This is a genomic window from Kitasatospora sp. NPDC059160 (assembly GCF_042755465.1).
Classification (GTDB): domain Bacteria; phylum Actinomycetota; class Actinomycetes; order Streptomycetales; family Streptomycetaceae; genus Kitasatospora.
On the sequence record NZ_JBHZCN010000200.1, the window covers coordinates 1 to 7,052 of the forward strand.

The 7,052-nt window shown below is 74.6% G+C and carries 5 protein-coding genes and 2 pseudogenes; 4 read left to right on the top strand and 3 right to left on the bottom strand.

Annotated features, from left to right (window positions below; genetic code table 11):
* Both ACFXOZ_RS41505 and ACFXOZ_RS41510 read left to right on the top strand, forming a co-directional pair.
* Positions 1-1,213 (top strand): annotated as a pseudogene (locus ACFXOZ_RS41505) (hypothetical protein); the annotation flags it as partial.
* Positions 1,214-1,324: 111 nt separating this feature from the next.
* Positions 1,325-1,909, top strand: coding sequence for a hypothetical protein (locus tag ACFXOZ_RS41510; protein ID WP_380595242.1), 585 nt, complete (start codon positions 1,325-1,327; stop codon positions 1,907-1,909).
* Positions 1,910-1,988: 79 nt separating this feature from the next.
* Here ACFXOZ_RS41510 and ACFXOZ_RS41515 read toward each other — a convergent pair whose 3' ends face one another.
* A complete protein-coding gene (locus ACFXOZ_RS41515) occupies positions 1,989-2,870 on the bottom strand; it encodes a winged helix-turn-helix transcriptional regulator (protein ID WP_380527615.1) in 882 nt (293 codons plus the stop codon).
* Positions 2,871-2,948: 78 nt separating this feature from the next.
* Here ACFXOZ_RS41515 and ACFXOZ_RS41520 point away from each other — a divergent pair, with 78 nt between their 5' ends.
* Positions 2,949-4,235 (top strand): MFS transporter, encoded by a 1,287-nt coding sequence (locus tag ACFXOZ_RS41520; protein ID WP_380595244.1) that lies wholly within the window; start codon positions 2,949-2,951, stop codon positions 4,233-4,235.
* Positions 4,236-4,292: 57 nt separating this feature from the next.
* Here the strand turns inward: ACFXOZ_RS41520 and ACFXOZ_RS41525 are convergent, their stop codons facing one another.
* Positions 4,293-5,864: an alkaline phosphatase family protein gene (locus ACFXOZ_RS41525; protein ID WP_380595246.1), complete on the bottom strand. Its 1,572-nt coding sequence runs from the start codon at positions 5,862-5,864 to the stop codon at positions 4,293-4,295.
* Positions 5,865-6,059: 195 nt separating this feature from the next.
* Here ACFXOZ_RS41525 and ACFXOZ_RS41530 point away from each other — a divergent pair, with 195 nt between their 5' ends.
* Positions 6,060-6,842, top strand: a complete 783-nt coding sequence (locus ACFXOZ_RS41530) for a GntR family transcriptional regulator (RefSeq protein WP_380595248.1) — start codon at positions 6,060-6,062, stop codon at positions 6,840-6,842.
* A gap of 40 nt (positions 6,843-6,882) precedes the next feature.
* Here the strand turns inward: ACFXOZ_RS41530 and ACFXOZ_RS41535 are convergent.
* Positions 6,883-7,052: pseudogene (locus tag ACFXOZ_RS41535) on the bottom strand (NmrA family transcriptional regulator); the annotation flags it as partial.

The window sequence follows — 7,052 nt, forward strand, 5'->3', positions numbered from 1 at the left end:
GCTGCCGCTGCTCGCGCTGCTGATCGCCGTGACCACCACCGGTTTCGGTGCCACCGTGCTCGACACCGTCGACCACGTCCGCACCCGGGCCGCGCGGATCGCCACCGGCGGGGACATCAGCGTCTCCCTGCCCGACTACGCGACCCTCACCGAGTCCTTCACCAAGGCCGCCGACACCCTGCCCGGCGTCCACGCCTCCACCGCGGTCTGGGTCGACAAGGTCCGGGTCCTCGCCGCCGACCAGACCTACACCGACGCCTACCTGGTGATGGTGGTCGACCCGGCGGCCTACGCCGAGATCTCCCGGACCCTCGGGGTCGGCGAGTTCGACCCGGCGAAGCTGGCCGCCGCCCCCGGCGGCCGGGACACCCCGGTGCCCGCCCTGGTCAGCCGCGACCTGGCCAAGCGCCTGACCGCCACCGGGGCGTCCCAGGTGCGCACGGCCAACGGCAACGACCTGCGCCTCGGCGTCGCCGCGACCGTCGGCGCCACCGCCGCCCTGCCCGACCCCGGCGCGCCCTTCGCCGTGGTGGCCGCGGGCCCCGCCTGGGAGCGCCTGCCGGACACCCGGCGGGTGAACAGGTGGTTCGCCGTCGGCGGCGTGGATCCCGAGGCCGTCCGGACGGCGTTGCGCGGCAACGGCGGTGCCCAGCCGGTCGGCATGGCCAAGCTGGTCGCGGACGAGGCCACGGCCGTCGGCAAGGACGCGCACGGCCTGCCCGCCGGTTACGTCGTGCACAGCAGCCGGGACACCGCGGCCGCCCTGGCCGACGATCCGTTGCAGCACGCCGCCGAGCGGCTGTTCTGGTACGCGGCCGCCGCCGGAGCCGGCTACGCCCTGCTCGCCGTCCTGCTGACGCTGTTCCGCGCCGCACCCGAGCGCACCGCCGTTCTCGCCCGCCTGCGCACCATGGGCCTGCGCCCCCGCCAAGGACTCGCACTGATCATCACCGAGGCACTGCCGCAGACCCTCGCGGCCGCCGTCGGCGGCGGCCTGGCCGCCCTCGCGGCCGTCGCCCTGCTCGGCGGCGCCTTCGACATCTCCACCCTCGTCGGCGCCGAGGTCGGCGACGCCATCACCCCCGTCCTGCTCCCCGTCCTGCTGCCCACCACCGGCCTCGCCCTGCTGGTCGGCCTCGGCATCGTCCTGGAGACCCTCATCGCCGGCCGACGCCAGATCGCCACCGAACTCCGCGCCGGGGAACAGGCATGACCCCCGGTCGGGTGGTCGAGGAGGCACCGGGCAGCCCCGGCCTCCCGCCTCCCGTGAAGATCGCGTCGAACTTCCTGTTCGCAGACGACGCACCGGAGTAGCCTGCGACCCGTGAACGAACTGGTGTTCCGGGGCAAGGACTTGTTCCGCCCCTCCAAGTCCCGTCTGGTCGGCGCGCTCGCCTTCCTCGTCCTCATGGTGTCCGTCGGGATAGTGCGCTCCGGGCCGGTGTTCGTGGCCTGGTCGCTCGGCAGCGTCGTGGTGCTGTTCGTGCCGGTCTTCTACAGCTCGTGGCGAGGCTGGAGCCGGGTCGGGCCCGAGGGCGTGACGATCTGCTGGGGGTTCGGGGCCGGGCGCACCTACTCCTGGGCGGAGATCCGCTGGGTCGACGTCCGCACCACCGCGTCCAGCGGCCCGTACGCCGGCTCCGGACCGACCCGCGCGGCGCGGATCCTCACCACGGGCGGGCGTCGGCGCTCACTGCCGGGCCTGTCCTGGAGCCCGCTGTACCCGACCGAGGACTTCGACGTGAACGTCCGGCGGCTGCGCACCTGGTGGGAGTCCAGCACCGAGGAGGCGCAGCGGGTCGAGCCCGGGAAGCAGTTCCGGGACCGGCTGACGCCGACCGCGGTCGCGATCGTCGCCGTCGTCCTGATCATGGTGGTCGGCTGGTTCGTGATCGCCTCGCGGTACTGACCGCCGTCCGCCGTAGCACAGTTGAGCGGGTGCGCTCCCGGCCGGGCCGGGGGCGCACCCGCTGTCGTGCGTCCGGGGGTCAGCGGCGCAGCCCGTCCAGCAGGGTGAGGACGTCCTCGACCGAGCCCGCGGGGTCGGTGACGGGGTAGAGCACGCCGCGCACGGTGCGGCCGGCGTCGAGGACCAGGGTGAGCCGTTTGAGGCGTTCGACGCCCGCGGCGCGGAAGGTGGGCAGCCGAAGCCCGGCGGCGAGTTCCAGGCCGGCGTCGGAGAGCAGCGGGAACGGGATCCGGGCGTGCTCGGCGAAGGCCGCCAGCTGGTCCGGGCGTTGGGTGCTGACGCCGTGGACGACGGTGTCGCGGGCGGCGAACTCGCCCATCCGGTCGCGGTAGGTGCAGGACTCCAGGGTGCAGCCGGGCGCGCCGGGGATGTCGCCCCAGCCGGGCGGCTGGTCGGCCCCGCCCGGGGCGTAGGCGCCGGGGTAGCAGTAGAGCACCGTCCAGGCGTGGTCCGCGGCGACCGGGTCGACCCGTCCGCCGGCGGCGGCGTCGAGTTCCAGTGCGGGCAGCCGGTGGCCGGTGAGGGCCGTGACCCGGCGGGTCTCGGCGGAGTCGGGGGTGCTGGTGGCGGAGAGGGTGCCGTCGCCCAGGACGTAGCGTCCGCCCCAGTCCTGGAGGGCGACCAGGACGGGCAGGAGTCCGCGGCCGCGGTCCGTCAGGTGGTACTCGTAGCGCGGCGGGTGCGGGTGGTAGAGCCGTTTCTCCAGGACGCCGTCGGCGACCAGGGCCTTGAGGCGCTCGGTGAGCACCTTGCGGCTGATGCCGAGTCCGTTCTGCAGGGCGTCGAACTGGTGGGTGCCTCCGGCGACGTCCCTGACCAGGAGCAGGGTCCAGGTGTCCCCGACCACCGTCAGGGCCTGGGAGATCGCGCAGTCGGGGTCCGCCGCTTCCGTGTGCCGCATGATCACCCAGTATAGTGAGTTCCCAAAGGGAACTCACTCGGTCCCGCTGGTGGACCGGTGGCGGCGAAGGGGCGGACGTTGACGACCGAGACGGTGGGCGCGGCGAGAACGGTGGATCCGGCGGGCGGGGACGGGAGCGGGGGCGGCGGAAGCGGCCCCGGGGCGGGGGCGTTCTGGCGCTACTGGACCGCCTCGACCGTCAGCCGGCTCGGCGACCAGGTGACGACGGTGGCCCTGCCGCTGATCGCGGTGGTCACCCTGCACGCCTCGGCCTTCGAGGTCGGACTGATCACGGGCGCCGCCTACGTCGCCTGGCTGGTGATCGGGCTGCCGGCCGGCGTGCTGGTCCAGCGGCTGCCCCTGCGCGGCACCCAGGTGGCGATGGACCTGCTGCGGGCCGCCGCCGTCGCCTCGGTGCCGCTGGCCGCCGCGTTCGGGGTGCTGGGGCTGCCCCAACTGGTCGTGGTGGCCCTGCTGGTCGGCTTCGCGAGCGTGCTCTTCGACGTCGGCAACTCGACCTTCCTGCCCGCCGTCGTCCCCAAGGAGGAGCTGACCGCCCGCAACAGCCTGCTCTCCGGCAGCGTCGCTGCCACCGACCTGGCCGGGCCCTCGCTCGGCGGCGTGCTGGTGCAGCTGGTCGGCGGCGCGGCCTCGATGCTGCTGGACGCCGTCAGCTACCTCGCTTCGGCGGCCCTGCTGGGCACCCTGCCGCCGGTCGCACAGCCCGCCGCCCGGCCGACCGGCGGCGCCGGGATGCGCGAGCAGATCCGCGAGGGCTGGCGGTTCGTCACCCGGCACCCGGTGATCCGGCCCTGCGTGGCCGACGCCACCGCGGTGAACTTCGTCTGCGGCGGGCTGATGACGCTCACCCCGGTCTTCCTGGTCCGCACCCTCGACGCCCCGGCCGCCGCCGTCGGCGCCCTGATGGCCACCGGCGGGCTCGGCAGCCTGCTCGGCGCGGCCGCCACTCCCCGGCTGGTCGCGCGGTTCGGCAGCGGCACCGCGCTGCGCTGGGCGGCCGTGGTCGCCACCGCCTTCGCCCTGCTGCTGCCGCTCGCCGGGCCCGGGTGGGCGACGCTGGTCTTCGCACTCGGCAACGCCGGGTTCTCGGCGGGGGTCGTGGTCACCAGCATCGTGACCCGCACCCACCGGCAGACCCGGACCCCCCCGGAGCTGCTATCCCGGGTGATGGCCACGGTCCGCTTCGTCTCCTGGGGCGCCATCCCGGTCGGCGCCCTGGCCGCCGGGGCCGCCGCCGCGACCTGGGGACCGCGAACGGCGCTGCTCCTGGTCGCCGTGGTCAGCGTGGTGAGCCCGGTGATCCTGCTGGCCGGCCCGATCCGGCGGATGCGCGAGCTGACCTGACCCGGAGCCCGGGGCGGGGGCCGGCGCACGGCCCCCGCCCGCGGGCCCGAGGGCGGTTCAGGAGGCCGTGAAGGTCACCTGGTCGACCGTCCAGAAGGCACTGTTGGTGCCGGTGTAGCGGAACTGGAAGCGGGCGCCGGTGGCGCCGGCCGGGACGGTGACCGGCAGCTGCTCGACGGTGTTGAGGTCGCTGCGGTAGGACTTCACCAGCTGCGGGGTGCCGTTGTCGAAGACCACGTACAGGTCACCGGTCTGCGGGCCGTCCACCTTGTAGTCGGTCGCGAAGGAGAGCGTGCCGCGGCTCAGGCCGGACACCGGGTAGACCGGGCTGATCAGGGTGGAGTCGAACTGCCCGGCGCCGTGCGCCTTGTCGTCCCACTCGTCGGAGTCCGCGACGGCGAACACGTTGCGGGCGCGCACATTGGTCTCGCGGGACTGGTTCAGCTCGGCGGCGGTCCAGAACTCGTCGGTGGCGAAGGCCCAGCCGCGCCACTCGGTCACACCGCCGCTGGGCATCCGGGAGTTGTCGATGCTCCAGCCGGCCGGCGGGGTGTGGGTCCAGCCCTTCACCCCGGCCGGGATGCCGGTCTCGTCGACCCGGGTCTGCAGGTTCGGGCGCAGCGCGTCGAAGGCGTCCGGGGTGATCTCGTCGATCGGCCGGCCGTCGAGCTTCCAGGCGGGGTCGACGGCGACGCCCTCGTGCTTGAGGACGGTGGGGGCGATGTCGACCGGCTTGACGTCGTAGCGGCGCGAGCCGGGGGCGCAGCCGGCGCCGTCGGCGATCAGGAAGGTCTGCCGCTCGTTGGCGCTGTTGCCGCCGTGGCCGCCCGCGTCGGTGTGGCCGTGGTCGGTGGTGACGACGATCAGCCAGTCCTCGGAGCCGTACGTGGGGCGGGACTTGACGGCCTGCACGACCTGGCCGACCAGGCCGTCCACGGTGTGGATGGCGGACAGGTAGTCGGCGCTGGCGCCGCCGTGGGCGTGGCCGGCCTCGTCGACGCCGTCGAAGTGCAGGAAGGTCTCGTCGGGGTTGCCGTGGGCGAGGTAGTCCGCGGCGTCGGTGGCGGTCTTGCCGTCGTTCTCGCTCTCCGGGATGCGCAGGTCGGCGCGGCCGTTGAAGACGTTGGCGGTGATGGGGTTCCAGGAGCCGATCACCAGGGTGGAGTTGCCGGGGTCGGCGGCCTCCAGGCGGGTGGCGTAGTCGGGGTACAGGTCGAAGCGGGCGCCGGTGAAGGCGTTGTCCTTGACCTTGTGCTTGTCGGGCCACACGCCGGTGGCGATGGTGGACCAGCCCGGGCCGGACAGGGTGGGCGCCAGCGGGTTGGCGTACAGGTTGCTGGTGGCGGTCAGGCCGCCCGCCATCAGGGCCTTGAGGTTGGGCGCGTCGGCGGTGAGCAGCTTGTCGTAGCGGGTGCCGTCGACGCCGATGACCAGGGTCTTGGCCTGCTTGGTGCCGTTCGGCAGGCCCTGGTACGAGCCGTCGGCCGCGACCGCGGCGGCCGCACCGGTGGCGGCGGACGCGGTCACGGCGGTGGCGGCGGACGCGGAGAGCGGGATCAGCGCGGCGACGGTCGCGGCGACCGTGGCGGTGGCGAGGGCCGTGCTGCGGATGGAGCGGGAGGTGCGCAAGGGGGGCTCCCAACTGGGCATCGGTTCGGTGCAGTTGCACCAGCACCGAGAGTGGGGCGGCCGGGCGAGCACGAACCCTTGGCGAATCCACGGCGGCATGAACAACGGTCGAAATTCAGTCCAGACCGGTTATCGTTTCGTGACCTTCGCCCGGCCGCCGAACCCCCCGCCCCGGCCGCTCGATAGGCTTGCGCGGTGAACCAGCCCACCCCCCGGCCCGGCCCGGAACCCGCCCGCGCCGGCGTCCCCGAGCACGGCCGGGTGCCCAAGTACTACCTGGTCAAGGAGCGGCTGGAGGAGCTCCTCGGCGAGCTCGGCCCGGGCGGCCGGCTGCCCACCGAGGCCGACCTGGCGCAGCGTCACGGCGTCGCCCGCGCGACGGTCCGCCAGGCCCTGCGCGAGCTCCTGCTGGAGGGCCGACTGCGCCGCCAGGGGCGCGGCACGGTCGTCGCCGGACCGAAGATCGAGCAGCCGCTGTCCCTCACCAGCTACACCGAGGGCGTCACCCGCCAGGGCCTGCGCCCCGGCCGCACCCTGATCACCCTCGACCGCCTGGCCGCCGACCCCGCGCTGGCCGGGCGCCTGGCCGTCGCCGAGGGCGAACCGCTCTGGCACCTGGAACGCGTGCTGCGCGCCGACGAGGAGCGCGTCGGACTGGAGTCCACCTACGTGCCGGTGGCCCGAGTACCCGACCTGGCGACGGACTTCGACCCCGAGGGCTCCTTCTACGGCTACCTGCGCGCGCACGGCGTCCACCTCGGCACCGCCGACGAGCGGATCGAGACCGTCCTGGCCACCCCGCGCGAGGCCCTGCTGATCGGCACCCCGCCCGCGCTGCCGATGCTGCTGCTGCACCGCCGCAGCCTCGACGCCGACGGCTGCCCGCTGGAACTGGTCCGCGCCCTCTACCGGGGCGACCGGTTCAGCTTCACCCTCGCCCTCGGCGCCCCGCCGCCCGGGGACGCCGAGCGGCCCTGACCGGCCGGGCCCGGCGGACCCGACCCCGGCGGACCCGACCTCAGCGGAACGCGGCGACGTTGCGCGCGGCCCAGTCCGCGAAGGACCGCGGCGGCCGACCGAGGACCCGCTCGACGTCCGGGCTGATCCGGGTCTCGGCCGGGCTGGGCGAGCCGAGGATGTCCAGGGTGTCGTCGGCCAGCTCCGCCGGCATGGCCCGGGCCATGCCGG

What these genes read in the sequence shown, in the direction of transcription:
- ACFXOZ_RS41515 (WP_380527615.1), bottom strand. Translation starts at nt 2,870, where the DNA reads ATGCGGCACACGGAAGCGGCGGACCCCGACTGCGCGATCTCCCAGGCC.